The organism is Psychrobacter sp. 78a-MNA-CIBAN-0178 (assembly GCF_040309625.1).
GTDB classification, from domain to species: Bacteria; Pseudomonadota; Gammaproteobacteria; order Pseudomonadales; family Moraxellaceae; genus Psychrobacter; species Psychrobacter okhotskensis.
The window spans coordinates 136,943-162,963 of record NZ_JBEOOZ010000005.1 but is presented as its reverse complement, the minus strand read 5'-3'; the positions used below and the strand labels follow the sequence as shown (position 1 = coordinate 162,963).

21 protein-coding genes and 1 pseudogene are annotated in these 26,021 nt (G+C 44.5%); 15 read left to right on the top strand and 7 right to left on the bottom strand.

Annotation, left to right across the window (positions count from 1 at the left end; all coding sequences use genetic code 11):
• Window positions 1-41 precede the first annotated feature (41 nt).
• Complete coding sequence (sat, locus tag AAEY80_RS05475; RefSeq protein WP_025652042.1) at window positions 42-1,295, top strand: sulfate adenylyltransferase; 1,254 nt, start codon at window positions 42-44, stop codon at window positions 1,293-1,295.
• Window positions 1,296-1,444: 149 nt separating this feature from the next.
• Here sat and AAEY80_RS05470 read toward each other — a convergent pair whose 3' ends face one another.
• The gene (locus tag AAEY80_RS05470) at window positions 1,445-1,972 is read right to left on the bottom strand and encodes a hypothetical protein (protein WP_025652041.1); all 528 of its coding nucleotides are present in this window, start codon (window positions 1,970-1,972) and stop codon (window positions 1,445-1,447) included.
• Between the two features lie 478 nt (window positions 1,973-2,450).
• Here AAEY80_RS05470 and AAEY80_RS05465 point away from each other — a divergent pair, with 478 nt between their 5' ends.
• The 5 genes from AAEY80_RS05465 to AAEY80_RS05445 all read left to right on the top strand — a co-directional run bounded on the left by AAEY80_RS05465 (window position 2,451) and on the right by AAEY80_RS05445 (window position 7,750).
• Complete coding sequence (locus AAEY80_RS05465; protein ID WP_025652040.1) at window positions 2,451-3,587, top strand: sulfate ABC transporter substrate-binding protein; 1,137 nt, start codon at window positions 2,451-2,453, stop codon at window positions 3,585-3,587.
• 243 nt (window positions 3,588-3,830) lie between these two features.
• Window positions 3,831-4,928 (top strand): sulfate ABC transporter substrate-binding protein, encoded by a 1,098-nt coding sequence (locus AAEY80_RS05460; RefSeq protein WP_101211574.1) that lies wholly within the window; start codon window positions 3,831-3,833, stop codon window positions 4,926-4,928.
• 181 nt (window positions 4,929-5,109) lie between these two features.
• Window positions 5,110-5,994: a sulfate ABC transporter permease subunit CysT gene (gene cysT / locus AAEY80_RS05455; RefSeq protein ID WP_201616501.1), complete on the top strand. Its 885-nt coding sequence runs from the start codon at window positions 5,110-5,112 to the stop codon at window positions 5,992-5,994.
• Between the two features lies 1 nt (window position 5,995).
• The gene (cysW, locus tag AAEY80_RS05450; protein ID WP_025652037.1) at window positions 5,996-6,931 is read left to right on the top strand and encodes a sulfate ABC transporter permease subunit CysW; all 936 of its coding nucleotides are present in this window, start codon (window positions 5,996-5,998) and stop codon (window positions 6,929-6,931) included.
• Window positions 6,932-7,027: 96 nt separating this feature from the next.
• Window positions 7,028-7,750: a sulfate/molybdate ABC transporter ATP-binding protein gene (locus AAEY80_RS05445; RefSeq protein ID WP_025652036.1), complete on the top strand. Its 723-nt coding sequence runs from the start codon at window positions 7,028-7,030 to the stop codon at window positions 7,748-7,750.
• Window positions 7,751-7,993: 243 nt separating this feature from the next.
• Here AAEY80_RS05445 and AAEY80_RS05440 read toward each other — a convergent pair whose 3' ends face one another.
• The gene (locus tag AAEY80_RS05440; RefSeq protein WP_025652035.1) at window positions 7,994-8,323 is read right to left on the bottom strand and encodes an ArsR/SmtB family transcription factor; all 330 of its coding nucleotides are present in this window, start codon (window positions 8,321-8,323) and stop codon (window positions 7,994-7,996) included.
• Window positions 8,324-8,676: 353 nt separating this feature from the next.
• Between AAEY80_RS05440 and AAEY80_RS05435 the strand changes: the two genes are divergently transcribed.
• From AAEY80_RS05435 to bfr (AAEY80_RS05425), 3 genes are all read left to right on the top strand, one after another.
• On the top strand, window positions 8,677-8,868 hold the full coding sequence (locus AAEY80_RS05435; RefSeq protein WP_025652034.1) for a (2Fe-2S)-binding protein: 192 nt from the start codon (window positions 8,677-8,679) through the stop codon (window positions 8,866-8,868).
• A gap of 415 nt (window positions 8,869-9,283) precedes the next feature.
• The gene (gene bfr, locus AAEY80_RS05430; RefSeq protein WP_025652033.1) at window positions 9,284-9,772 is read left to right on the top strand and encodes a bacterioferritin; all 489 of its coding nucleotides are present in this window, start codon (window positions 9,284-9,286) and stop codon (window positions 9,770-9,772) included.
• A gap of 61 nt (window positions 9,773-9,833) precedes the next feature.
• Window positions 9,834-10,316, top strand: coding sequence for a bacterioferritin (gene bfr, locus AAEY80_RS05425; RefSeq protein ID WP_025652032.1), 483 nt, complete (start codon window positions 9,834-9,836; stop codon window positions 10,314-10,316).
• Window positions 10,317-10,459: 143 nt separating this feature from the next.
• Here bfr (AAEY80_RS05425) and AAEY80_RS05420 read toward each other — a convergent pair whose 3' ends face one another.
• Window positions 10,460-11,836 carry a DHA2 family efflux MFS transporter permease subunit gene (locus AAEY80_RS05420; protein ID WP_025652031.1) on the bottom strand — a complete coding sequence of 459 codons (1,377 nt, stop codon included), beginning with the start codon at window positions 11,834-11,836 and terminating at the stop codon, window positions 10,460-10,462.
• 400 nt (window positions 11,837-12,236) lie between these two features.
• Between AAEY80_RS05420 and yghU the strand changes: the two genes are divergently transcribed.
• From yghU to AAEY80_RS05400, 4 genes are all read left to right on the top strand, one after another.
• The gene (gene yghU / locus AAEY80_RS05415) at window positions 12,237-13,094 is read left to right on the top strand and encodes a glutathione-dependent disulfide-bond oxidoreductase (protein ID WP_025652030.1); all 858 of its coding nucleotides are present in this window, start codon (window positions 12,237-12,239) and stop codon (window positions 13,092-13,094) included.
• A 434-nt stretch (window positions 13,095-13,528) separates the two neighbouring features.
• A complete protein-coding gene (locus AAEY80_RS05410; protein WP_227502354.1) occupies window positions 13,529-14,608 on the top strand; it encodes a DUF1176 domain-containing protein in 1,080 nt (359 codons plus the stop codon).
• A 562-nt stretch (window positions 14,609-15,170) separates the two neighbouring features.
• Entirely contained in the window at window positions 15,171-16,835 is a 1,665-nt protein-coding gene (gene csdA / locus AAEY80_RS05405; protein ID WP_201566881.1) for a DEAD/DEAH box helicase CsdA, read from the top strand.
• Between the two features lie 254 nt (window positions 16,836-17,089).
• Window positions 17,090-18,349: a DUF819 family protein gene (locus AAEY80_RS05400; protein WP_025652027.1), complete on the top strand. Its 1,260-nt coding sequence runs from the start codon at window positions 17,090-17,092 to the stop codon at window positions 18,347-18,349.
• A gap of 217 nt (window positions 18,350-18,566) precedes the next feature.
• On the opposite strand, the gene AAEY80_RS05395 is transcribed toward AAEY80_RS05400, so the two are convergent.
• The 3 genes and pseudogenes from AAEY80_RS05395 to AAEY80_RS05385 all read right to left on the bottom strand — a co-directional run.
• Window positions 18,567-19,307: a proteasome-type protease gene (locus AAEY80_RS05395; RefSeq protein ID WP_201607938.1), complete on the bottom strand. Its 741-nt coding sequence runs from the start codon at window positions 19,305-19,307 to the stop codon at window positions 18,567-18,569.
• 75 nt (window positions 19,308-19,382) lie between these two features.
• On the bottom strand, window positions 19,383-20,168 hold the full coding sequence (locus AAEY80_RS05390) for a transglutaminase family protein (RefSeq protein ID WP_101211581.1): 786 nt from the start codon (window positions 20,166-20,168) through the stop codon (window positions 19,383-19,385).
• An 865-nt stretch (window positions 20,169-21,033) separates the two neighbouring features.
• Window positions 21,034-22,560 (bottom strand): annotated as a pseudogene (locus AAEY80_RS05385) (circularly permuted type 2 ATP-grasp protein); the annotation flags it as partial.
• Between the two features lie 312 nt (window positions 22,561-22,872).
• Between AAEY80_RS05385 and AAEY80_RS05380 the strand changes: the two are divergent.
• Both AAEY80_RS05380 and AAEY80_RS05375 read left to right on the top strand, forming a co-directional pair.
• The gene (locus tag AAEY80_RS05380; protein ID WP_025652023.1) at window positions 22,873-23,865 is read left to right on the top strand and encodes a virulence RhuM family protein/type II toxin-antitoxin system death-on-curing family toxin; all 993 of its coding nucleotides are present in this window, start codon (window positions 22,873-22,875) and stop codon (window positions 23,863-23,865) included.
• Window positions 23,866-23,975: 110 nt separating this feature from the next.
• Window positions 23,976-24,719 carry a M90 family metallopeptidase gene (locus AAEY80_RS05375; protein ID WP_025652022.1) on the top strand — a complete coding sequence of 248 codons (744 nt, stop codon included), beginning with the start codon at window positions 23,976-23,978 and terminating at the stop codon, window positions 24,717-24,719.
• A gap of 130 nt (window positions 24,720-24,849) precedes the next feature.
• Here the strand turns inward: AAEY80_RS05375 and AAEY80_RS05370 are convergent, their stop codons facing one another.
• Window positions 24,850-25,536, bottom strand: coding sequence for a hypothetical protein (locus AAEY80_RS05370; protein ID WP_350587999.1), 687 nt, complete (start codon window positions 25,534-25,536; stop codon window positions 24,850-24,852).
• Window positions 25,537-26,021 lie beyond the last annotated feature (485 nt).

Genomic DNA, 26,021 nt, shown 5'->3' with positions numbered 1-26,021 from the left:
TTACTCAGCTTTCTCACTCATCATTAAGGTTTTAAATTAATATGACATCTTCAGTCCCCAATCAAGCAGCCTCAAAACTAGTACCCCCTCATGGTAGCGACACCCTAAAGCCACTATTATTAAAAGGTAAAGCACGCGAAGAGGCTCTAGAACTTGCCAGCACTTTGCCGACTATCACGCTAAGCTCACGTGAGCGTGGTGATTTGATTATGCTTGGTATTGGTGGCTTCACCCCGCTAAATGGCTTTATGAATCAAGCCGATTGGCAAGGCGTTGTTGACAACATGCGTCTGCAAAGTGGTGAGAATGCTGGCTTGTTTTGGCCAATCCCCATTACTTTATCTGCTCCAAGAGCACTGACCGATACTTTGAGCCAAGGTGATAAAGTGGCTTTGGTCGCGGATGATGGGGAAGTGATGGGCATCATTACTGTCGAAGAAACTTATGATATCGACAAAGACCATGAGTGCCAGCAAGTCTTTACCACAACTGATCCTGAACATCCGGGCGTGCAGCAAGTCCTGAACCAAGGCGAAGTCAACATCGCAGGTCGCGTCGAAGTACTAAGCGAAGGCGAGTTCCCCGCCTTATACCCAGAGATTTATAAAACGCCAGCTGAGACGCGCGAGATATTGGATGCCAAAGGCTGGAAAACAGTCGCCGCCTTCCAAACGCGTAACCCTATGCACCGCTCACACGAATATCTGGCCAAGATTGCGATCGAGATTTGTGATGGCGTACTGATTCATTCGCTACTCGGCGCATTAAAACCAGGAGATATCCCAGCTGAGGTACGCCAAGAAGCCATTAAGACCTTGATTGATAATTATTTCAGAGCTGATACCGTGATCCAAGCAGGCTATCCGCTAGACATGCGTTATGCCGGTCCGCGTGAGGCGCTACTGCATGCAGTATTCCGTCAAAACTACGGTTGTAGCCATCTGATTGTTGGTCGTGACCACGCTGGTGTCGGCGATTATTACGGTGCCTTTGATGCGCAGACTATCTTTGAATATGTTGGTAAAGACGACCTTATCACTCAGCCGTTAAAAATTGGCTGGACCTTTTGGTGTAATGCTTGTAATGCGATGGCATCAGACAAGACTTGCCCGCATGATGCAAGTGAACACGTTAAGGTATCAGGTACTAAGCTACGTAAAGCCTTATCAGAAGATGAGGATGTGCCAGACAACTTTAGCCGTCCAGAAGTTTTGCAGATTTTGCGTGATTACTACGCTGGTATCGCTCGTGAAGAGCGTGCAGAGATCAAACTTACTGGCGCATCAGCCGTATAATTAACATTTGTCTTATTAGCAAATAAAGCTAGTACTAAAAAATGAAAAATGAAAAAAGGTGTCAGACGATAAATCTGACACCTTTTTTATGCTCTAAAGCTAGATTATTTAAAGCTACGTATTACCTTATGTTATCGCCTCATCGAATTCTAATTCAGCTCTAAATTCCCCTCAAGTTTCTCATAGTTTCCGGCTAGCGTCCCGCCACCTGAGCAAAAATAGTTTAATGCATATTTATCTTGGCTATCAATGGTCAGCGTATCCTCTTTAAATTGGAAGAACGCCATGCTGTCATTGCTGTTGTTTATCTTGGTCTGAAAAATAATACCATGTGCATCGTCTTGACCTAGCAACGTCGCCTTAGCGTCAAACTGACACGTTGGTTTTTTGACATCGCTGCGGGCACGCACCTTTATGGCAATATCTGCCGCTCCATCAGCTCTCACTATGACGCCCACCCAATCACTGCCTTGCTTGCGCGTCGCATAGCCGTTTGAAGCATAGTCACCAACGATTTTCTGTACCGCAGGTGTCTGCACAATAGCTGTAGCCTTACTCTTCACGGTGTTATCCATCTGGTTGAGATCGCTATAACTACAGCCAGTAACGCTAATAAGAACGGTGCTGGCACAAATTAAGACAGTAGAAAATACTGAGCGGCGTTGGTATTGAATCATAGGGCGGCACCTTGGTATTAAGTGAATGATAGGTATGGCTGATGACAGATGCTGACTATAAGTACGGAGCATAAGTACGGAGCATAAGTACTGACCGATCGAGGCGATTGGTTGGCTACGTATAGTATGCCACAGTCGGTAGCATAACGCTCTTAACCCCCTAGAGGTTAAAGCTGTTCTCATTTATTTCTTAGATTAACTGCTCGATTAGTCATGAAACAAATACAACTGCTTGCTTATGCCAAGTTCAGCACTCGATAAGCTGATTTGTCACTAAGCGTTCATAAAACAAGCTGCTAGCATGTCTCTCATTATCCACAGAAGCCAGTTAATAAATTGGCCAATAAGCTACGTTAAAAATTCAGTTCAGAGAGCCAAGCTCATCGAGCAATGGCAGTTGAGACCGTCATAAGTATTTTAATAAAAACGGTCGCATCGAAACTAAAAAATACGCAATTTAAAAATACAGAGAGCATTTATGCAAACCAATAGTACTATCAATAAAGTCTCAGCGCGCATCAGCACTAGCGCTGGCGTTTCACTGTCTCAAAGTGCGCAACCTCGCACCCTTATCATAGGCGGCGCGTTGACAGCGTTAATGCTAATGGCAGGCTGTAGCCCTACGCAAGCCACACAAGACGACACAGATAAGTCCGCAAGTGCGCAAAAAGACATCAGCCTGCTTAACGTCTCTTACGATGTGTCACGCGATTTTTATAAAGACTACAATGCTTTATTCAGTGCGGATTATCAGGCAACGCATCCAGACAGTAAAATAAATATCAATCAGTCGCATGGCGGCTCAAGCAAGCAAGCCTTGTCGGTTGCCAGTGGTTTGCAAGCTGATGTGGTGACCTTAAACCAACAAAGCGATATGAATTTGCTGGTCGAAAAAGGCTTAGTCGCAGCCGACTGGCAGCAAGCACTACCTAATAATGCCGTGCCTTATACCAGCACTATGGTGCTACTGGTACGGAACGGCAATCCAAAAAACATTCAAGACTGGTCTGATTTGGCACGTAATGGTATCGATGTGGTCATCCCGAATCCAAAGACCAGTGGTACGGCGCGTTATGCCTTTTTGGGCGCTTATGGTTATGGGCTACATCAGTTTAACGAAAGCCCGCAGAACCCAACCAAAACCAATGATTTTATCCAAAAGCTACTGGCGAACGTTGTCACTTATGACAATGGTGCACGGGCAGCGACGACCAGCTTTACCCAGCGCGGCCTTGGCGATGTGCTCGTCACTACCGAAAACGAAGCACATCTGGCCGCGAAGCAGTTTGCGAAAGGAAAAGTCGACATCGTCTATCCGAGCTACTCGATTGTGATTAAAAACCCTGTTGCCGTGGTGACCGCGGTCACCGAAAAAAGCGGTAAAACTGAGGCAGCTAATACCTATCTTAAGGGTTTATGGGACACGCCAGCACAAGAGCTGATGGCACAAATGTATATGCGTCCTAGTAATGAGCAGGTGCTGACCGCGCACAAAGACACATTGCCTGATATTGACACCTTTGAGCCAGTCGAAGTTTTCGGTTCTTGGGCTCAGATTATGGAGACATTCTTTGTCGATGGTGGGCGTTTTGATCAGTTGGCACGGGTAGAGTAATGGCTAACTGTAATACCGCATTCGATTAGATCGTTACAGCTAGCCAGCACTCGACAGCAGGCAGACGTCATAAAAAGTGGTATGCCTCAAGAGACAACCACTTATAAGTTATTGATAAATTTATTTATATGACTTGGTTATTCCATTTTGGCAATAACATACACATATTCATCATTAAACATAATAAGATGGCGCTGTTAGCATACTTGCACAACATAACAAACAGACATCTCTGAGGTATTTATGACTGACGCAGCTCGTTATCAACAAAAAAACAAAGCGCTAAGTGCTCTAAGCATTGCTGGCGTGGCACTGACACTTGGACTCGCGGGCTGTAGCAACAGCGAGCAGACCGATACGACGGCCAATGCTGATGGCACGCCAGCTGCAGAAGGTCAAAATATCGAGCTGTTAAACGTCTCTTATGATGTGGCACGCGACTTTTATAAAGACTACAACCCGCTGTTCGTTGAACATTATAAAGCGGAGAACCCAAACAGTAATATCCTAATCAAGCAGTCACATGGTGGCTCAAGTAAGCAAGCCCTGTCGGTTGCTAATGGTCTGCAAGCGGATGTCGCGACCATGAATCAAGGCTCAGATATCGAGCTGCTTGAGAAAAAAGGCTTGGTTGAGTCAGATTGGGAAAGCAAATTCCCAGATAACGCTGTGCCCTTTACCAGTACTATCGTATTTTTGGTGCGTAAAGACAACCCAAAAGGTATCAATGATTGGGAAGACTTGACCAAAGATGGCCTTGAGATTGTAATGGCCAATCCGAAAGTTACCGGTAATGGTCGCTATGCATTTTTAGGGGCTTATGGTTATGGCTTACACGCCTTTAATAACGAAGAAGCACCAGCGAAAAAATACGTAAAAGACATGCTAAAAAACGTCAAAGTCTATGAGAATGGCGGGCGTGCAGCGACGACGACCTTCGTTCAGCGCGGTATTGGTGATGTCTTAGTTACCTTTGAAAACGAAGCCAATCTTGCGGCCACTGATTTTGGTGCGGGTCAAGTTGACATCGTTTATCCTAAATACTCTATCAAATCAGAAAGCCCTGTTGCGATCGTCAAAGCTGTGACTGATAAAAAAGGCACCACTGACGCGGCAAAAGCTTATCTTGATTACTTATGGAGCGAGCCTGCTCAGCAATTGGCCGCTGACCTTTACTTACGTCCTAGCGTAAAAAGCGTCCTTGATAAAAACGGTGACAAATTACCACCGGTTGAAACCTTTCGCCCGAACGATGCCTTTGGTACGTGGGATGAGATCATGAGTACTTACTTTGGCGATGGTGGTGTATTCGATCAGTTAGCGATTAATGCCCCGCAGTAACCAATACGCTTGCTTTTAAACGTACTGTCGTTACCCGCTTAGCAGTTCTAAAGTAACGTCCAATCATATAAAGGACATGGCACCCGCGCTATGTCCTTTATACCGTAAGCGGACTAATAATACATTTGATAAAACGTGGTCTTTACGATAAGTACCATCAGATAGGCAATAGGACATCACTATGAGTGCAACACCATCTTCGAGCAGCAAACCTTTGCCAAAAAAAGGCTGGCTGAACCGTTTGCGTCAGCGCAATGTGCTGCCAGGGTTTGGTCTGAGCATGGGCATTACCGTCTTTAGCTTGTCGTTATTAGTGGTACTACCGTTTGCTATGATGGCCTATACTACAACCCAAATGGGCTGGACGGGCTTTTGGGAAACCATTACCCAGCCGCAAGTGACTGCTGCTATTAAATTAAGCTTGTGGATGTCGTTTTTAGCCATGCTCACCAATATGGTGTTTGGGACGCTGGTCGCCTGGGTACTGGTGCGTTATGAATTTTGGGGTAAGTCCTTAATCAATGCCTTGGTTGATTTGCCTTTTGCACTACCAACCGCTGTCACTGGGATTTCTCTGGCCACTCTTTATGCGCCGAATGGCCTGATTGGTAAATGGTTTGATAAGTTCGACATTCAGGTGGCTTTTACGCCTATCGGTATTTGGCTCGCTTTAGTGGTGGTCAGCTTTCCATTTATTGTTCGTGCCGTGCAGCCCGTATTGGCTGAGCTATCGATTGAGTTTGAGGAGGCGGCCGCGGTACTGGGTGCAAATCGTTTAACCACGTTTCGTAAGGTGATTTTGCCAGAGCTGTTACCAGCATTATTAATGGGCGCGGGCATGATGTTTGCCCGTGCGACTGGCGAGTATGGTTCGGTGATTTTTATCGCGGGTAATATTCCGATGCAGTCTGAAATTTTACCACTCATTATTATTAGTAAGCTTGAGCAGTTCGATATCCAAGGTGCTTCTGCCGTGGCGTTATTTATGCTGATGATTTCATTTGTGATTTTATTGACCATCAACATTGTACAGTGGAAACTGTCGCGCCGTGTAGGAGCTCGCTAAGATGCAGATATCCAATAGCTACGACTATCAAAGTAACCCAGCAACCAAAGATACCCCATGGATACGGCGCACCTTTATTGGCATCGCTGTCTTATTCATGGTTATCATGCTAGTAGTACCATTATTTGCGGTGTTCTATGAAGCCTTTAAAGGTGGCTGGCAGTTGTATATTGCCTCGCTGGTCGATCCAGAAGCGCTGCAAGCGATTAAGCTCACATTAATTACCGCCGCTATCGTGTTGCCAATTAACATGGTGATGGGTATCGCAATTGCATGGCTCGTGACGCGTTATCAATTCAAAGGTAAGCAGCTGGTCACGACCTTGCTTGATTTGCCATTTTCGGTGTCACCAGTGGTCGCCGGTTTGATGTTTGTCTTGTTATTCGGTCTTAACTCTACCGTTGGTGGCTGGCTTGAGAGCATGGGCTTTCAAGTTATTTATGCCGTTCCGGGTATTGTGTTAGCCACGTTATTTGTGACCTTTCCCTTTGTCGCACGTGAGCTGATACCGCTGATGCAGACTCAAGGTGATAGTGAGGAGCAGGCCGCGCTTACTTTGGGTGCCACCGGTTGGCAGACTTTTTGGCATGTGACCTTGCCCAATATCAAATGGGCATTGCTCTATGGTTTGATTTTGACCAACGCTCGGGCAATGGGTGAATTCGGTGCCGTGAGCGTGGTCTCAGGTCATATACGTGGTGAGACCAATACCATGCCGCTCTTGGTTGAGATTGCTTACAATGATTATAACTTTACCGCCGCTTTTGCTTTATCAAGCTTACTTGCCGCACTGGCGTTAGTGACGCTATTGATACAACAAGTCATGACTAAGGTACAAGAGCGCAAGTTTGCCAAATCTGAACGGCTAGCGAGCGCGCCTGAGCTACCAGTGAGTGCCAATGCCACCGTAGCAAAGCGCGCAGATGACAGCGTATAAGCGGCTAAAGTAGTGATTGATAAAACAGCGACTAGTAAAACAATAATCGAAATCATCTGCTACGATAAGACAAAAGATATAATAAGAGACACTATTATGAGCATCGAGATTAGGAACGTTAATAAAAAGTTTGGCAATTTTACTGCCTTAGACAATATCAATATCACCGTACCTACAGGTAAATTGACAACGTTATTAGGGCCTTCTGGCTGCGGTAAAACAACCTTGTTACGCATCATCGCTGGGCTTGAGTATTCGGACTCGGGGCAGATATTGTTTGATGAGTTGGACGTTACCCATACGCCTGTGCAAAAACGCCATATCGGCTTTATGTTTCAGCACTATGCGCTATTTCGCCACAAAAACATCGCCGATAATATCGCCTTTGGCTTAACGTTATTGCCCAAGAATGAGCGACCAAGCAAAGCGGATATCAATAAGCGAGTGGCAGAGCTTCTAGAATTAGTACAGCTGCCACAAATCGCTAATGCTTATCCGCATCAATTATCTGGCGGTCAGCGTCAGCGTATTGCGCTGGCACGTGCCTTAGCAGTAAAACCAAAGCTGTTGCTATTGGATGAGCCATTTGGTGCGCTTGATGCCAAGGTACGTAAGGAGTTGCGTACTTGGCTAAAAGACATTCATCATGAGCTGGGTATCACCAGTATCATGGTCACCCATGATCAAGAAGAAGCCCGCGCTGTGTCTGATGAGATTGTGGTGATGAATCATGGCCATGTTGAGCAAGTAGGTACTTCAGAAGAGTTGATACATCATCCAGCTAACGCCTTTGTCAGTGATTTCTTAGACTTAGTATAGAAGGGTCATAATCCACCTGTTTTAAGTCTTATTTTCACAGGGCTATTTTCAAAAGACTATAGCTGTTTTTAGAATAAGCATGGTGTGCAATTACTATCGTTTGCATATAAAAAAGACCTACTGATGTAGGTCTTTTTTTATGGCTTAAATTATGTATGGGCTTCAACGTAGAGGGCAGGGCAATGACTAAGTAATAGTCCAGTTAATAGTAAACTCAGCAACTATTAACTGAATGAGTAGCCTCTAAGCAAGTTTTGACATATTTAGGTTCAAGTCTTTGAGTGAGGTTTGCTCATAGGTGATATCCAAGATATCTTGACACCAGTCAGGCAGATCATCGGCTACTTCATACCACATCCACGTACCATCGCGAGCACAGCTTAAGATGCCCAGTTTTTTTAAATGGTTCAAATGGCGCGAGATGGTTGGCTGTGGTTGATCCAATATTTCTACCAATTCGCCCACACAGCGTGCTTCTTTTTTGAATAAGATTTGGAAGATTTTTAAGCGCGTCGGATCAGATAAAACCTTAAACAATTCGATAGGTTGTATCGTAAAATTATTATCAGACATAGGATAATTCCAATAGAGCTTGGTTAATAGGGGTTCAATATAACAGCAGTTGCTTATTAAATAGATTAAAAAATGAGCAAAATTACACTTCGTCGTCATTTTAGTACCGTTAAGTATAATCGGTTACACGTTTATCTATATTCAGTTACATGAATTCATAACCAAACTCTCTAGTGGTGCATTAATGATAAACAGATAGGCCAATGCTATTGCAAATGGTAATAATTATCGTTATTATAACGACTAACAAGATAAAGTATTGAATGTTAAGTAACTTATCCATTCAAAAAGCTTTTCTTTAATCCTTTAAGTGCATCAGCAAGACATATAGTAACCATCGTAGGAGCCAGCACATGTACGTATGTATCTGTAACGACGTAAAAGAAAAGCAAATCAAAGCCGCCATTGCTGCCGGTATCGATACCCTTGACGGTCTAAAAGATACCCTTGATGTTGCGACGTGCTGTGGTTGCTGTGAGCCGATGGTCAATGATTACCTTGATGAACACCATGCCAAGCTGGATGTCTTAGCTTACGCCGTCTAACGGCTATTAGAGAAGTGCCTTTTAGGCTTGTGCATCACAAGTACCTGCCTTTCATTGCAAATACCCAGGCTTATGTTATCAGGCTTACCTTTTCTAACTCAGCTAAAAAAGTTAGCGAACAGTTATAAAGGGTAGGGTCATTGCCATTCGTATATATCGCGCCGAACTCTCTCTGTATTACTCACATACCTCTTTAGCCGCTGCAAAAAAAAGCTGGCTAATTATGATTCTCAATTAGCATCTTATTCTTAGTTCATAACGTTACAAGCCATATAGCGCCTATATGCTACTATATATGTCTTGCTTTGGAAGAATTTTTGTTGTTTTTAACTTTACTGAGCAGTTTACTGATAATACTGTTAATATATGCATTATTATGAATGTAATCTGCCAGACGAATATAGGAGTGCATGTGATGATAGGTAGCCCAAAAGTCATTGATTATTTAAACTTTCTGTTAGGTGGTGAGCTTGCGGCTCGTGACCAGTACTTTATTCACTCTGAGATGTATGCTGAATGGCATTACGGTAAATTATACGACCGTATCAACCACGAAATGCAAGATGAGACCTTGCATGCACAGGCTATCATTCGTCGTATTCTAATGTTAAGCGGTACGCCAAAAATGCAGGTTGACGGTATCAATATCGGCAGCACCGTTCCTGAAATGCTACAGCTTGACCTTGATTTAGAGTATCAAGTACAGCAGCATTTAAAAGACGGTATTGCGCTGTGCGAAGAAGAGCATGATTACGTCACGCGCGAGATGTTGGTCGAGCAGCTCAAAGACACGGAAGAAGATCATGCGCATTGGCTTGAGCAGCAGCTGCGTCTTATCGATATGATTGGTCTGCCAAATTACCTACAAAGTCAAATGGCTGAGGTATCCCCTCATCTGGCTTGATGGCTATTGATAGCTATAGACGACATTTAACTTATTAGGTAATGATAAAGGGAGAGAAATTATGAAAGGGGATAAAGACGTTACTCGTGCACTCAATAAAGTGCTTGGCCAGTCATTAATCGCTATTAACCAGTATTTTTTGCATGCGCGTATCGCACGTCATTGGGGGCTTGAAGCGCTGAATGAGAGCTTCTACAAACAGTCTATAGCGGAAATGAAGTGGTCTGATGATCTGATTGCACGGATTTTGTTGCTAGGCGGCCTACCGAATTTGCAAGATTATGGCAAAATGTTTATCGCTGAAGATGTGCCTGAAATGATTGACTGTAATCTACGCTTAGAAAAGCAGAAGTTCGACATCCTGACCGATACCATTGCCCTGTGCGAGACTCACCGTGATTATGTATCTCGTCAGCTAGTGGTAAAACTGAAAGATGGCAATGAAGAGTATCAAGACTGGCTAGAGACTCAAGAAGACTTGATAAAAGACGTTGGTGTAGAGAATTATATCCAATCGCAAATGGATGATGACAAAGCACCTTAGTCACTCATCAACAGTCACTCATCAATCAAAAAGCCAGTAGAGGTTTGATATCGTTCAAACCTCTACTGGCTTTTTTTTGTTTAGCACTTATGAGTGTGTCTTATGACATCAAGTGTCTTCAGTTTTTGAATTTAGGGCACGACCTAATACAGACCGCGACCATCTTCAGGTTTGAGACGTAAAAAATACAATCCTGAGAGAATGGTTAAAATACCCAGTATCCAATACGTCGTCTGAAAGGCAGCCAAGGTATCAAGCTCAAACCGCTCACGTAGTAGGTTGAGTAGCGCAGCGCCAAAGGCAATACCAAAGCTAATCGCTAGCTGCTGATTAACGGCCATCAAACTGTTACCGCTACTGGTTTGCACACCTTCTAAATCACCGATGGTAATGGTGTTCATCGCGCTAAACTGCATAGAGTTGCAAGCACCCATCACGGTCAAAATAGGGATGAACCAAAGCCACTGTGAGGCATTATTAAACTGCGCCAACATAATGATGAGTGTGCCCATAAAAAATGTATTGTAGACCAGTACTGTGCGGTAGCTATAACGCTGGATAATTCGACTGACCCAAGGCTTGATGCCAATCGCCCCAACCGCGATAGGCGCCAGTAGCCAACCTGCACGCGACGGTGAGTATTCAAACACCACTTGTAGTAATAGTGGTAATAGGAACGGTACGGCACTGATACCCAAGCGCGTAAATAAGTTACCCGTAATCCCAATCTTAAAGGTGCGAATATCAAATAGGCTCAATGGAAAGAGCGGCGCATGACGGCGTTTGGCATGCCAGACATAGGCGCCTATCAACGCCGTCGACAAGAACGCTAACACCAAGCCATAAGTCCCGCGACCTGTTTGTGAGCCGAATTCAACAGCGAGGGTATAGCCGCAAGCTGCTGCCGCAAACAATAAAAAACCCGTCCAATCTAAATGCTTGGTATCTTCAAATAAAGCAGGTACCAGTTTTTTGCCCATGATAAAACCAAAAACACCCATGGGTACATTGATCAAAAATATCCACTGCCAGCTGGCATATTGCACGATATAACCACCGAGTACGGGTCCTACTAACGGCGCCACCAATGCGGGAATCACTGCAAAATTCATGACGGTCAATAGCTTATTGCGGGGATACGACTTGACCAGTATCAAACGGGCAACCGGCGTCATCATCGCGCCACCGATACCCTGAATAATGCGCGAACCAATCAAAAAATCTAGGGTAGGCGATGCAGCACACAGTATAGAGCCCACGCAGAATATAACGATAGCGTATAAAAACACCCGCCGCGTACCATATTTATCGGCCAAAAATCCACTGATAGGAATAAAGATAGCCAAGGTTAAAGCGTAGCTAATAACGGCCCACTGCATCTTAAGTGGCGACTCACCCAGCGCTTGTGCCATTTGCGGTAGTGAGGTATTCAAGATAGTGGCGTCTAAAATCTGCATAAACAGCGCCACCGCTAGCACATAGGGCAGGTATTTATTCTGGGTAGGAGTTAGCGTTACCATACTGACATCACTTTATCTTAAGGTTATGGGTATTCAAGAATTACGTTTATGAGCCGCTCATCTCTAAAAACCATTAAATTGCGCGTAGTATAGAAACAACGCTAGCGCAGTTAAAGATGAGCAAAGTAACCAAAGGATTTTTTATCCTAAAAATCACTACATTAATTACACGACAGGACTTTAATAAGTCGGCATAGAGCCGTTATAGTAGAACACGTATATAGTCGGTTTTACATCAATCAGATACATGAACCAAATACGTTATCAGGCTCTTTCAGTCAAATATTGGTAGCTATTTTACCTGCCAGCTTTATATCACTAGTATCTTTCATTGACTATGTTTCGTAGAACCGTATTTTTGCATACAATTTTTTGCACACAATAATAAATAGGATGTTTTATGAGTAACGATAATAATCAAGCAACTGCCAACCATAATACAGATAAAAGCACTTATACACCGCCTAAAATCTGGACCCAAGACAAGGAGAATGGTGGCAAATTCTCTAGTATCAACCGTCCAACAGCTGGCGCGCGCCATGATAAAGCCCTACCAGTAGGCGATGCACCGTTACAGCTGTACTCACTGAATACCCCAAACGGTGTCAAGGTAAACATCCTATTAGAAGAGCTGGCTGAGCTGAATGTTAAAGGTGCTGAATATGACGCCTATAAAATTGACATCTCGGAAGGCGATCAATTTGGCTCAGGCTTCGTGGCGATAAATCCAAACTCAAAGATACCTGCATTGGTTGACCATGCTGCCAAAAACAATGATGGCGAGCCTATTGCGCTTTTTGAGTCCGGTGCCATTTTATTATACTTAGCAGAAAAGTTCGGTCAGTTTGTTCCCGTATCTTCTGGTAAGGCCAGAGCAGACTGCCTGTCTTGGTTGATGTGGCAGATGGGTAGTGCACCTTTCTTAGGTGGCGGCTTTGGTCATTTCTATGCTTATGCGCCAGAACCAATGGAATACCCCATCAATCGCTATGCCATGGAAACCAAGCGCCAACTTGACGTACTCGATAAACATCTAAAAGACAACGTCTACATGTGTGGCAATGACGAAGCAGACTATAATATTGCCGACATGATCATCTGGGCATGGTATGGACAGCTGGTACTTGGCAAGCTGTATGAAGCCGCTGAGTTCTTACAAGTTGATAATTATAAAAACGTGCAGCGTTGGGCACAGACCATTGCTAAACGTCCTGCAGTAAAACGAGCAGTCGATCTAGCGCTAAAACCAATCAATTAAGTGATTGTCCCTCATGGTTCGTTGTTAGAAAAAAAAGAATGATATTAGAAAAATAAAAACAATGACGCTGTAATACAAGGCTGATAGGCAAGTTGCTTATCAGCCTTGTTATTTTTTAACATATTGATAGTGCTATCTTTATATATCGATAGTTGAATTAATACTATACTTCTCTGTTTACACAATGGTACATTAGTACAACAGATAGAAACATTGATACGTTAAGATAACAGGCCACCGTCTTGAAGGGCAGGTGTTTACAATTCTTCTATTAATGAGTAACGACTATGAAGAATAATAACGTTCTAAGCGCGCCATTAGTGTCGACTGACCATGATGCCTACCGCTATACCCATACTCATAAAAATTGTAACGTAAAAAATATGACTCACTCTAAAACTAAAGTTAAAAAAACAATAAAGATAACCACATTGATGTCTAAAAATAAAATTTTGTTACCCATACTTGCCGCACTTACTATCACGTCGTTGAGCGCTATGAGCCATGCGGCGGCCGTTGAATTTACCAGTCAAGACTGGCAGGTTGCTTGTGATAATACCCGTACTTGCCGGCTGGCAGGATACCAAGCAGAAAACAATAGTGAATTACCCGTCTCTGTCTTGCTGATACGTCGTGCAGGGGCCAATGCCAGCGTAGATGGTCAGGTCAAGTTTGGCGGGGCTAAAGAAAGTTCTGCCAAAGCTCTGATGCAACTAGGCAATCGCCATCGCATCTCCTTGTTTATCGACGGCAAGGATCTGGGTGAAACCAAACCTTTCTCCGCTGCAGCGGGCAATGCTGAGCTGACCTCAGCGCAGGTGAGCGCCCTATTGGAGGCTTTGACTAAATCGAGCAAGATTGAGCTGGTACTACGCAACTCACGCTGGCAGTTGTCTGATAAAGGCGCCAGTTCGGTTATGCTCAAGGCCGATGAAGCCCAAGGTCGTGTAGGCACATCGAGTGCTTTTGTCCGTAGTAATGATGCTAAGAAGCCAAACAGTACGGTCTTACCGCCTAAGGCTGCACCGTCACTGCGTTTTGTCGCACCAAACCCTAATGCTGCGCCCAGCAGCAATAAAAAGTTTGTCATGAGATCCTCGCAGTTGTCAGCGATGATGAAAAGCACCATGCGAGACGCGGATAGCGACTGCCCAAGCCTGTCTGACAAAAACTCATGGCGCGTCAGCCGTCTAAACAGTACGCAGTTGTTGGCGCAACACGAGTGCTGGACAGGGGCTTATAACGCTGGCATGGGCATCTGGGTACTCAATGACACGAAGCCTTATAAGCCGACCTTGGTCACCACTAGTGCGACTGACTACGACAAAGGTAAAATTACTTCCGTACAGAAAGGTCGCGGAATTGGCGACTGCTTATCTAAAACTGACTGGGTATGGACCGGTAAAGCTTTTGAAAAAAGCCATGAAAGCACCACTGGGCTATGTCGCATGGTGGAAGCGGGCGGGGCATGGCAAATGCCAACTTACGTAACAGAAGTCAAAATGTCACGCTAGCAGCTTATGTATATTAATGCTTTATTAAACACTGCATTATTAAGAAGATAGCGCTTATTTTGATAGTAAATATAAAAATAGATACAGATAATGTTTTTACTGTGCTATACTGCGTCGCCACGTTAGCATTGACTAGCGTGAATTATGAGATTGATAACATCGCCTGCGATTTTGGGTCTAGGATGACCATAAGTAATTGTTGCCGATGATTTTGTGTACTTAAATAACATTTTATAAATATCAGTTATTTTTGACTCATATCTTATCTACTAACCCATGTATGGGATAGATTGGTTGTTACTTGCCTTTATCTGCTTTGGACAAAGCATCGATAATGCGTTTTTAGCAAACAAGGATGAGACACTCGGCACTACCACCAAAATACGTCAGACAGCACGAACGCATTTATTAAAGAAGTGAAGCTTTATTGGCTTGGCTTCTGATTATCAGCTATTTTATATGGTTTGATAGTGATTTAATAAAAGCTGCGTGGTGAACGGTTATCAGTGGTATGCATCAAGCTTGCTGAATTTACAGCAACTTATACTTACCAAGGATTCTCATGACTGACATCTTATCTGCAATCGCCGCTGAAAATGGCATTATCGAAGACACCACTCAAAACACGACTACTAATGAAGCAGCTTCTACTGACGCTGACGCTTCTGACGAAAATCAAGTCACTTTTACTGATCTGGGTATTGCCAAGCCGATTTTGACCGCACTTGATCGCAGTGGTTATACCAACCCAACCCCTATTCAAGCACAAGCCATTCCTTTTGCCCTAGCAGGTCGTGACTTATTATTGTCAGCGCAAACTGGTAGTGGTAAAACAGCCGCTTTCGTTATCCCTGTACTTGACCGTTTAAGCCGTGCGACTAGCTTTGATAAATTAACCAAAGCCCTTATCCTAACGCCAACGCGTGAACTTGCTCAGCAAGTACATGATAGCGTACGTACTTATTCTAAAGATATGCGTGGTCTATTCTGCGTACCATTAGTAGGTGGCGCTCCTTACAATGGTCAGATTACTGCTTTGAAAAAAGGCGTTCAAGTTATCGTTGCAACCCCTGGTCGTTTACTCGACCATATCAATGCCGGTCGCGTTGACTTATCAAGCCTAGAAGTCTTGGTACTTGACGAAGCTGACCGTATGCTTGACATGGGTTTTGCTGATGATATCAGCGACATTCTACGCGCCGCACCGACTGATCGTCAGACGATTATGTGTTCAGCGACTTGGGATGGCCCAGTAGGTAAAATCGCTGCCAGCTTCACTAAAAACCCTGAGCGTGTATCAATCAAAGTTGAATCAGCGCATATCGAAGAAAAAGTATACTACTGTGATGATTTTGATCATAAAAACCGTTTGCTTGACAAAATTGTTTGCGATAAAGAGATGGAACAAGTCATCATCTTTGCTGCGACCAAACGTAGTACTGAAAAATTAGCCAAATCTTTACAAGAGCAAGGCCATAAAGCCAGCTTCTTACATGGCGATTTGCCACAGAGCAAGCGTAACCGTATCGTTCAAGACTTGCGTAACGGCAAAGTCAAAATTCTAGTAGCAACGGATGTTGCCGCTCGTGGTCTTGACGTGCCAGCACTATCGCACGTCATTAACTACGACTTACCACGTCAAACAGAAGACTACGTGCATCGTATCGGTCGTTGTGGCCGTGCCGGTCGTACGGGTATTGCCATCAGCCTATGTAGCATGGATGATCGTCCACAGCTAAACGCGATCAACCGTTATTTAGATCGCAAAATGGAAGTATCGATCATCGAAGGTATGGAGCCTAAGAAGACTTATGTACCTAGCGAAAACAAAGGTAATGGTCGTGGCCGTGGTCGCGGACGCTCAAGTGGCGGCGGTAACGGTCAAGGCCGTGGTCGCGCAGGCGGTGGCTATCAAGGCAATCCTGCTAATGCTCGTGGTCGTTCAAGCGACAGCGCACCAACTGGTCAACGCGCTAGCAATGACAGCGGTTATCAAGGTAAGCCACGTGATTCATCTGGCAAGCCAAATGAGCGTTCAGGTGGCAAGCCGTATCAAGGCAAGCGCACTGGTGCTCCTAGCCGTGGTGATAGCACTGGCGTTCCACGCGGTGAGCGTGCTGCAACGGGTCGTGGTCGTCCAAGTGGCAGCCAAGGTCGCCCAGCTGGTCGTGCTGATAGCCGTGGTCAAGGTCGTTCAAGCGGTGGCAATCGTAGCAACAACTCGTAATACCGTTATATTTAATGATTAATAAAGGTTATTAATAAAATAGCCACTGACTTGATCGGATAAAATAGCGTAAAAAAGCCAGATACTTGTTATCTGGCTTTTTTGTGCGTGGTGGTTCTATCTATAGCCAATGAGTATTGGTGAGCAGTTTAAACAAACAAAAGCTATCTCTGTAGTCAATCGTTGCTTGCAGGTCTTTTTTGCCTTGTCTATACTGACAAGCCTTTACTTATCGTGTGCTGCGGAGCCATTTGATGCTCGACATTTCTCATTTAACCATTGCTCAATTAAAGGTAGACAGTTTACCAGTAGCCTTTGGCGTCATTATGGCGGTTATCGGATTGGTGTTCTATACTCAAGGATTACCGGGTAAATTTTGGCGACGTTTTTATGCGGTATTGCCGGGTATTGTACTGTGCTGCTTTATCCCAGCAACCCTAAACAGCCTTGGCATCTTTGCTGACGGCATTGGCTCACAGATTTATGGCTTTACCGCCACTTATTTGTTGCCAGCAAGTTTGCTATTGATGACCCTATCAATGGATGTGCCAAAGATATTGGGGCTTGGCTGGAAGGCCATTGCCATGTTTTTTGCCGCCAGTATCGCCATTGTCATCAGTGGCCCGATTAGCTTAGGCATTGCTAAATGGGTGTCACCTGAGATGTTTACCGACGATACTCTATGGCGCGGCTTTTCGGCGGTGGCGGGTAGTTGGATAGGCGGTGCAGCAAACCAAGCGGCGATGAAGGAATTGTTTGGCGTCAGTGATGATTTGTTTGGCATGATGATCTTGGTCGATACTACCAATGCGTCGTTATGGTTGTTGGCTATTTTGGTCATGGCCAAGCACAGCGCTAAGATAGATAAGTTTTTACGGGCTGATACCAGTAGTATTGATAAGGTCATCGCCGCTGTAGAGAGCTACGAGCGTGATCATGCCCGTCCGGCGACTTTAAATGATTTGATGGTGATGTTTGGTTTGTGTTTTGCGATGGTTGGAGTGGCGCACTTTATCGGCGGGCAGATAGCAGGCTTCTTTGCACCCTATAGCTGGGCAGTACAATACAGCTTTGCCAGCTCATTCTTTTGGATGGTGGTGATTATCACCTTAATAGGGGTAGTATTTTCCTTTACCAAAATTCGTCGCCTTGATCATGTTGGTGCCTCCAAAATTGGTACGGTATTTATCTTTGTATTGATTGCTGCTATCGGTATGCAAATCAATCTCGCCGGTATTGTCTCGCAGTGGCGCTTGCTACTCATTGGTCTATTGTGGATGAGTATTCACGTGGTGATTATCTTTATTGTCGCTAGAATCATTCGTGCACCATTTTTCTTTTTAGCAGTAGGTTCTAACGCCAATACCGGCGGCGCGTCTTCTGCACCGATTGTCGCCACGGCATTTCACCCCTCACTGGCGCCCGTTGGCGTATTCTTGGGTATTTTAGGCTATGCGGTGGGCACCTTTGGTGGTTATATCAGTACACAGATGATGCGGCTAGTGGTAGGGTGAGCGCTAACAAGCCTTAGTGTACATAAACCATAAATGTAGCTTTGGGTACTGTATGTGAGGCATTTATTAACGGCTTAATTTCCAAAAAAAAGAGAATGCTTGTTGACCAAGCCCTCTCTTTTTTTATTGATATAGTCAGTGAAAAGTAATATTGATCTTAGTCTATCTATTCTGATTCATTACTACTATCAAGCCTTCATCTGCGCCAATCATTTTTCTATTCCCAATAATCTGCTGGGCATTCAGGTAATTCACTTAAGGTATTACGTAGTGCAACCGACCACTGACGACTGATGTCGTTGAAGTATTCGTCGTCTTGCTCGATACGGTGACCCTTGGGCATCTTCAAACTGTCATTTTGATAAATCAACAAATCTATGGGCATACCTACAGACAGATTGGAGTGAATGGTTGAGTCAAATGACAACATCAGGGCTTGGGTCGCATGCTTGACGTCTGTCTCGTATTTAACCGAGCGGTCGAGAATGGGCTTGCCGTATTTACTCTCACCCAGCTGAAAAAACGGCGTATCTTGCGTGGCTCTAATGCAGTTGCCTTCTGGGTAGATCATATATAGCTCAGGAGGCTGGCCTTTGATTTGCCCGCCCAATATAAACGAGCTGGTAAAGGTGCCACTATTACTATCGTTAGCGACGCTTTGAGCATGAGTCATGATACTACGCATGCATTCACCCACCATTTGCGCCGCGTCAAACAGTGTCGCGACGGTATGTAAGCTGCTCTCAGAACGCAGGTTGATATCGGTTTTTAACTTATTAAAGACCGCTTGTGAGGTAGCAAGGCTGCCAGCGGTCTGTAGCACCATAAAACGTTCGCCTTCAACGCCGTATTGGTAGAGTTTTCTAAACGTCGAGATATGGTCAATGCCAGCGTTGGTACGGGTGTCACTCGCAAAAACCATCGCGTCTTTTAGACGAATAGCAGCGCAGTAAGTCATAAGAAATCCTTATCTCAATAAGCAGAATCGATATCGATATTGATATTGATATTGATAGATAGACTGCATCTATTACTATGACAATCTTGAGACCAAAACTTGACTGTAAAGATTCTCATAGCCGCCGCCCATCCTTACCCCGCGTACTGGTGCGGCATCTAAGTAATCGCGACCAATAGCGACATACACATGCGAGCTTGGCTGGAACAGCAGATTTGAGATGTCAAAGGTATACCAGTAGCCCTCTAGCCAAACCTCTGCCCAAGCATGGCTAGCCATATGATTCTCTGTGTCATCGTATAGATAACCTGACACATAACGCGCTGGGATATGCTGATCCCTCAAGCAGCCTAAAAATACATGGGTATGGTCTTGGCACACACCAGCGCCGATGTTAAAGGCTTCGGCTGCCGTCGTTCCCACGTGGGTGGCATCTTTTATATAAGGCATTTTGGTCAATAGCTCAGTCGCCATGGCTTTAAGGCTGTCATGGGTCGGGTCTTTTAGATAAGGTGCAGCAAAGGCGCGCATCGCCTCTGAACACTTAGTCAATGGGCTTTGTACCGTAAATAGCAAATAGGGGACGTTGTCCATGTCCTCTAATCGCTCGGTATCGGTATTGATCTCGACAATGCCGGACGCCTGCATTTGCAAGTTATTGTGTGCCTCATTACGACTAAGCGTTAGCCAGTCATTGCCAAAGCCGTCTTTTTGATTGACGGCAACTTTAGGCAGCATCACATCCCACCTATGAATCGTTTGATGCGGTAATTGCATCGGCGTCATACGAATATACTGAACGCTGCGCTGTGCCAGCTCGCCGTAGTAATAATTGGTTTGATGACTTATTTGAAGTTTCATAATGTTTTCCTCTTTAAGGTGCTTTTTGTCTATTTTACTAAGCTAAACGCTATACACCTTGCTGTAATATGATGTTGAATTCTCGGCTAATGAGCTTAAAGTCGCTAAATTGCTTTGATTTGATCATCTGATTGGTCAAGCGAGTCAGTTCACGCCAGCGCGTGTTTTCTGGCAGCTGATTAATCCAATACTTAAATTCAAGACTAATCTCGGTGGTGTCCTCATTGAGTAGGACTGCACGCTCTAATTGCTCAAAATACCGACCTAATTGCCAAAAACACGTCACGGTAGGGTGCTCTTGTTCCATTGCTGCATTACAGGCATATAGCTGTAGCGTCGCTGCTCGATAAGTACCGGCACTTGATAAGCGTTTAATGAGGTTGTACAGCTCTGCAGTATCTTTGCCAATCACGCCTTTGGCCTCTTGCACATTGGTCTCAATGGATTGGACCACGCTAGGGATTCTTTTTTGCTCTAAGTCATAAAGTATTTGTGCCTTCATTACTTTTAGCGGCTCATTCGCCTCTGCCGCAAAGCCTAAATGGCTGATTAAATGCTGTATTTGTGATTTTTTTAGGTCACCTTTGATCAACTGTTTCATTAGGCTGTCGTAGTAGTAGAGTCGCTCGCTATACCTACCGAGCCAGATCAAATGACTACTGGTCGACAGCAGCAATATCATTGGCGCATCATCGAGGTCCTCAAAACCCGCTTCGATAGGCTGTATGCGATTGTGGTAGCTGGCGTGACCAGCAGCACTCAGTGCTAGATTGTTAGACTTATCCGCCTGCCCATTAGCCAAGGCGGCTTTGCTCGAAGCTGGCGCGTTACGCTTGTCTGAAGATCTCTTCTCTAAACTGCTGTCATCGACGACCCAAGTATCTTTGATGCCACCACCTTGTGATGAGTTGACCACTAACGAGCCTTCGACCATCGCCACACGAGTAAGACCGCCCGGTACGATATCGACCGAACCGTCGCCATGACTGAGTACAAAGGGGCGCAGGTCAATATGGCGCGGGGCGATACCATCACTAACAGCGGTCGGATTGGTAGATAATGAAATTGTAGGCTGCGCAATAAAACCGTTGGGGTTGTCGAGCAGACGCTTGCGATAGTCGCTGATCTCTTGTTTGGTAGAGGTTGGCCCTATGAGCATGCCATAGCCGCCGGAGCCTTGGGTTTCTTTGACCACCAGCTTGTCTAGATTGTCTAGTACATAGCTTAGCTCGTCAGGCTTGCGGCACTGATAGGTCTCGATATTGGGCAAGATGGGCTTTTCACCCAAATAGAACTCAATCATATCGGGCACAAAGGGGTACAAGCTTTTGTCATCTGCCACACCAGTGCCGGGCGCATTGACGACGACCACATTACCAGCGCGGTAAGCACTCATCAGACCCGACACGCCTAGTATTGAGTTGGACTGAAATGCCAAGGGATCAATATAAGGGTCATCAATTCGGCGATAAATGATATCGACTTGTACCTTACCACGGATACCTTGCATGTAGACTTTGCTGTCCTCAACCACCAAGTCATAGCCGTGTACCAGTGGTACATTCATCTCATGCGCCAAAAAAGCATGCTCATAATAAGCACTGTTGAAGCGACCGGGGGTTAGGATAACAATCTGTGGATCATACTTGGTGGTTGAGCTGGCAAGACAGCATTTGAGACGCTGCGGATAGTCGCTAACCCCTAATACGGGCGTATGAGCGAACAAATCAGCTAATAGAGTCTCTGAAATACTGCGGCTCTCCAGCATGTAGGAGACACCAGATGGCGTACGAAGATTGTCCTCTAATACACAGAATTGACCGGTCTCGTCTCGAATGAGATCGATACCACTGATGTGCGAGTAGATAGGCTTATCAAGTTCAATGCCCATCATCCATGGCTCATAGCAACCACTGGCATAGACGTAGCTGGCAGGAACAATGTCTGCTTTCATAATGGCTTGATCGTGATAGATATCATGCAAAAAGGCATTGAGCGCAGTAATCCGTTGCTTGCAACCAGCTTCTACTTGCTGCCATTCGCTGGCGGAGATAATGCGTGGAATGATGTCAAAAGGAATCATCCGCTCAATGTTTTTGGCATCGCTATAGACAGTGAAAGTCACGCCCTTACGATAAAATATATTTTCTGCTTGCTCGTTCAGGTGGTTGAGCGCATCCATACTGATGTTGTCTAGCCAATCGCCGACAGCCTTAGCCGCAAGACGATACTCACCCTTGGCATTTTGCAGTTCATCGAAGCACTGTCGCTTTTTTTGCTTGTCTTTTGCGTGGCTCTTACTTATGGTTGGGTTAGGAGAAGTCGCCATTTGATCTTGGCTTTGACTTTGGCCATCATTTTGGCTTTGAGATTGAAGTGATTGTTGGTTCATAAATACCTCACGCATCCTTGGTAAAGTTATTATTTATAACGCATACACGGGTTATGATAGGCAGATCGGCAGGTGCAAGACGTCCAATATGTAGCCTGTGCCTTGTCTTGACTATAGCGTGTCTACGAGCCTATGCACAACAAGCCTGTGACTTTTTTAAAGTTGTCACCGTTAAAATACAACACAACAATAACTTAACTGCCGCAAAAAACAGCGATATCTTGCTTTCTTAAGGGTTCGCTAGCGATGGTACTTATATGAAGTGCTCATCTGAACAAACCCTTATAAACCCATTTAAGAGGATGGAGCAACATGGATGAAAAGAAGTTCGAGATTTATTTGGCAGATGATGGGCAAACTCAAATTGAGATTCGTCTAGAGCGCGACACCTTGTGGCTCTCACAAGCGCAACTGGCGACATTGTTTGAAAAAGACTCTGATACGATTGGTTTGCACCTAAAAAACATCTATAAAGAAGGCGAACTCGACCCCGAAGCAACTACCGAGCAATCCTCGGTAGTTCGTAAAGAGGGAAACCGACAAGTGCGACGCAACATTCGCTTTTACAATCTAGATGCCATTATTTCTGTGGGTTATCGGGTTAATTCTAAAAAAGGCACGCAGTTTCGTATATGGGCGACCCAGCGCTTACGTGAATACTTAGTGCAAGGCTATACGCTCAATCAGCAACGCTTCGATAAAAACTCTGCCGAGCTCCAGCAAGCGTTAAACTTAATCAAAAAAACAGCCCAAAGCCCTGAGCTGAATACTGATGAAGGGCGCGGCTTAATTGAGATTATCAGCCGTTATACGCAGACGTTTTTATGGCTACAACGCTATGATGAAGGCTTGCTTGACGATCCAGCAGGGCAGGAGGGCGGTGTATTGCCTAGCCTAACTGAAGCGATGAGCGCACTAAATAATTTAAAAGCGCAATTAATATCACGCGGTGAGGCAACTGAGCTATTCGCCAAGCCTCGCGGTGACGGGTTAGACAGTGTACTGGGCAATTTGCAGCAAACCGTGTTTGGCGAGCCTGCCTATCCGACTATCGAGAGTAAAGCGGCGCATTTATTGTATTTTATGGTCAAGAACCATCCCTTTACCGATGGCAATAAACGCAGTGGTGCTTTTTTATTCGTGGATTTTTTACATCGTAATAAGCGGCTGCTCAATGAAAGTGGGGAAATGGTCATTAATAACACGGGACTTGCTGCTTTAACCTTACTGGTCGCTGAGTCTGATCCCAATCAAAAAGAGACGTTGATTAAATTGATTATGAATATGCTGTCATTAGAGGCTTGATATACAGAGATATCATCCATGAGCGCTACAAAAGATAAGTCTAACTATGAATATTTGCAGTTATCATTATAACAACAACGCTTGATAATCAATTTTAAGGAAAACAACGCATGTTTAGCATAATAAAAGACTGGCACAATCAGCGCGTACTCGATAACAGTGACTTTACTAAGGCGGACTGGATGCAGGCTGCCAAGCGTATTGTGATACTTGAGCGCTTAAACGAGGACGAGATGACTCGTTTGTTTGAGTTGGCGACGTTGTTTTTGGATGATAAATCCATTACGGGCGCACAAGGCTTTGAAATCACAGATGCAGTCAGGCAGTCCATTGCCTTACAAGCCTGTTTGCCGATATTGAATCTAAGTCTAGAATGGTACGCTGGCTGGTCGTCCATTATCATTTATCCCGGTTCTTACAAAAGTGACAGTACCACTGTAGATGAGTTCGGTATCGTCCATGAAGGCAGCCAACATCGTAGCGGCGAAGCGTGGCTGCGTGGACCGGTCATTCTGTCATGGAAGGATGCCAAGCATTCAGGCGAACGCGATGGTCACAATGTCGTCATTCATGAGTTTGTCCATAAGCTCGATATGCTCAATGGCCGTGCTAATGGCTTTCCACCATTGCAACCCGGCATGGATCCTGCGCGCTGGACGGAGGTTATGGCGCGAGATTTTGAGGATTTTCAAACGCATCGTAAGTCAGGACTGGATCGATATGGCGCGACCAATCCCGCTGAGTTCTTTGCGGTGCTCAGCGAAGTGTTTTTTGAGACGCCAGAAAAGTTGGTCGACGCATATCCAGATATCTATGAGATTATGGTCAAGTTTTTTAAGCAAACACCGATGTAGTTGATGTTAAATATATTACATATTAAAAAATGAATATATAACAGTGTAAACACAAAAGGGGCAGTGCATCATACAGAATACACTGCCATTTTTTAATCTTTAATAATTAAATCATGTGCTTATTATCTAATTAAACCGTCCACTGATCATTAACAATAGCCACCAAATAACGTTTGCCTTGATAATTATCAAACACTAAACGTAACACCCGCCAGTCCATACCATCATACTCTTCGCTACCTTTATAATAAAACTCAACAACATCGGATTTTTGATAGATTTTTTTTAAGTTATTGATGGTATTACCATTACGACGAAACTCATTGATGCTGACAGCGCTATCATTGTACTTTTTGGCATCAACCCAAGTATCTAAGTATTCTGGCAGCGGAATCACTAATGGGTCGCCAGTACCGTCAAGTTCGCCCCAAGTAAAGCGAATTTTTGACTGTTGCAAATATTGTGCATATTGCTCACGGCTAAAGGTTTTATCCGTTTCAGGGCGTACATAAGCGTACATGGAGAACCTGACGCCACGTGTGGGATGGATATCATCCGTGATACGAGCAAAGTCATTGTTAGCGAGTGCACGCTGGATACGTAGCGCTTGCTGTCTGAGTGTCTGCTGGCTCATGTCAGAGAGCACTTGTGATGATGCGTTGCTGGTTTGCGGATTAGAGATGGTCGCGCTGGACTCAGCAGACGATTGGCAGCCAGTGACAATAAGTGTGGCCATCAGTATTGATGCCATACTTGTAGCGGTTGAGGGTTTATAAAGATAAGACTGAGGCATATGAAAACGAGATGACGGCATCATAAAAATATCCTTATCGTAATAACATTAGGTATTGGAATTATTTTTTAGATAGAGATCGTTCGATTAGATAATGACTTGTGTAGATATAAATTAATAATGGTTGTGATGTTCGTTAATACATAGCGGCTCATTGTTCAGAGCAACATTCAAAGCAACCATTGAGATTAAGTTAGCAAATATAGTCAGCATGAACTGTAATAATTGTTTAATCCAAACTTCCTCAGACCGTTGGTTTGTTTTCGCATAATGTATATTATGTTAAATGATGGCTGTGTGGTGTTGAGTTCATGATATCTGTTTAATGCCTTCTAGCTCAATAGCAACACATAGTCTACAACTTATTATTCGGTTCTTACTTTGACCTACTTCACTATCTATTATAGTTTTGTACGCCTAAATATTTTTGGACTATAGTGTATTTTTGATTTAGCTCAATGTACTTATTAATACCAATAATGCGTTCAAATCTTGCCAGTACACCAACT

Excerpts from the sequence above, each read along its gene's own strand:
- AAEY80_RS05395 (WP_201607938.1), bottom strand. The coding sequence starts at position 19,307 with ATGACTTACTGCGCTGCTATTCGTCTAAAAGACGCGATGGTTTTTGCG.
- sat (WP_025652042.1), top strand. The coding sequence starts at position 42 with ATGACATCTTCAGTCCCCAATCAAGCAGCCTCAAAACTAGTACCCCCT.
- AAEY80_RS05440 (WP_025652035.1), bottom strand. The coding sequence starts at position 8,323 with ATGTCTGATAATAATTTTACGATACAACCTATCGAATTGTTTAAGGTT.
- AAEY80_RS05375 (WP_025652022.1), top strand. The coding sequence starts at position 23,976 with ATGTTTAGCATAATAAAAGACTGGCACAATCAGCGCGTACTCGATAAC.
- AAEY80_RS05445 (WP_025652036.1), top strand. The coding sequence starts at position 7,028 with ATGAGCATCGAGATTAGGAACGTTAATAAAAAGTTTGGCAATTTTACT.
- cysT (WP_201616501.1), top strand. The coding sequence starts at position 5,110 with ATGAGTGCAACACCATCTTCGAGCAGCAAACCTTTGCCAAAAAAAGGC.
- AAEY80_RS05380 (WP_025652023.1), top strand. The coding sequence starts at position 22,873 with ATGGATGAAAAGAAGTTCGAGATTTATTTGGCAGATGATGGGCAAACT.
- AAEY80_RS05400 (WP_025652027.1), top strand. The coding sequence starts at position 17,090 with ATGCTCGACATTTCTCATTTAACCATTGCTCAATTAAAGGTAGACAGT.
- AAEY80_RS05460 (WP_101211574.1), top strand. The coding sequence starts at position 3,831 with ATGACTGACGCAGCTCGTTATCAACAAAAAAACAAAGCGCTAAGTGCT.
- AAEY80_RS05390 (WP_101211581.1), bottom strand. The coding sequence starts at position 20,168 with ATGAAACTTCAAATAAGTCATCAAACCAATTATTACTACGGCGAGCTG.
- bfr (WP_025652032.1), top strand. The coding sequence starts at position 9,834 with ATGAAAGGGGATAAAGACGTTACTCGTGCACTCAATAAAGTGCTTGGC.
- yghU (WP_025652030.1), top strand. The coding sequence starts at position 12,237 with ATGAGTAACGATAATAATCAAGCAACTGCCAACCATAATACAGATAAA.
- bfr (WP_025652033.1), top strand. The coding sequence starts at position 9,284 with ATGATAGGTAGCCCAAAAGTCATTGATTATTTAAACTTTCTGTTAGGT.
- AAEY80_RS05435 (WP_025652034.1), top strand. The coding sequence starts at position 8,677 with ATGTACGTATGTATCTGTAACGACGTAAAAGAAAAGCAAATCAAAGCC.
- AAEY80_RS05410 (WP_227502354.1), top strand. The coding sequence starts at position 13,529 with ATGTCTAAAAATAAAATTTTGTTACCCATACTTGCCGCACTTACTATC.
- AAEY80_RS05420 (WP_025652031.1), bottom strand. The coding sequence starts at position 11,836 with ATGGTAACGCTAACTCCTACCCAGAATAAATACCTGCCCTATGTGCTA.
- AAEY80_RS05465 (WP_025652040.1), top strand. The coding sequence starts at position 2,451 with ATGCAAACCAATAGTACTATCAATAAAGTCTCAGCGCGCATCAGCACT.
- AAEY80_RS05370 (WP_350587999.1), bottom strand. The coding sequence starts at position 25,536 with ATGATGCCGTCATCTCGTTTTCATATGCCTCAGTCTTATCTTTATAAA.
- cysW (WP_025652037.1), top strand. The coding sequence starts at position 5,996 with ATGCAGATATCCAATAGCTACGACTATCAAAGTAACCCAGCAACCAAA.
- AAEY80_RS05470 (WP_025652041.1), bottom strand. The coding sequence starts at position 1,972 with ATGATTCAATACCAACGCCGCTCAGTATTTTCTACTGTCTTAATTTGT.
- csdA (WP_201566881.1), top strand. The coding sequence starts at position 15,171 with ATGACTGACATCTTATCTGCAATCGCCGCTGAAAATGGCATTATCGAA.